Here is a 740-nt window from a genome sequence, read left to right on the forward strand (position 1 = left end):
CGGCAACGACACGCTGCTGGGCGGCGGCGGCAATGACGTGCTGGACGGCGGCCATGGCGAGGATACGCTGAAGGGCGGCGGCGGCAACGACCTGCTGATCAGCCGCGCCGACGGGCGCGAGGGCGCCATCTTCTATGACCCCAACCGCGACGAGGGCGACCCGCTGAACGAGCTGAACGATGGCAAGCTCTACCCGGACCAGCCGGTGCCGGGCGATGATCTACTGATCGGCGGAAAGGGCGCGGATATCTTTTACTTCCAGATGCTTATCAACGCCAAGGAGCGCTATATCGAGAAGCACACCCGCGACGACGGCACCATCAACTGGCACGGGGTCGCAGGCGAAAACGACAAGCTGCACGACCATTGGGTCGACATTCTGGGCAACGACGTGGTGCAGGATTACAGCCGCGCCGAGGGCGACCGCATCGTGATCGAAGGCCACACCACCGAGATCGCCTCAATCACCTATGGCGACAAGAACGGCGACGGGGTGATGGATCATTCGGTGATCAAGCTTTACTCCGACCAGGGCAACAACGGCGGCGCCCATAACGACGACCGGCTGGGTTCGATCACCGTCTACGGCGATCTGGTGAAGCTTTCGGACATCGAACACACCGCCGCCCCGGCCTATGGCATCGTCCGGACAATCGACGACCTGGAGGAGGCCCTGGCCCCCAAAGAGGTCTCCGAAAACACCGGCAAAATCAAAGTCCCGGGGGCAGCGCTGGCGGACG

At 63.4% G+C, this 740-nt stretch carries 1 pseudogene; it reads left to right on the plus strand.

The features are described 5' to 3' along the window. Window positions 1–740, plus strand: a pseudogene (locus tag ACXAHG_RS23525) (hypothetical protein); the annotation flags it as partial.

It is taken from the genome of Leisingera sp. ABD4_442 (genome assembly GCF_056160905.1).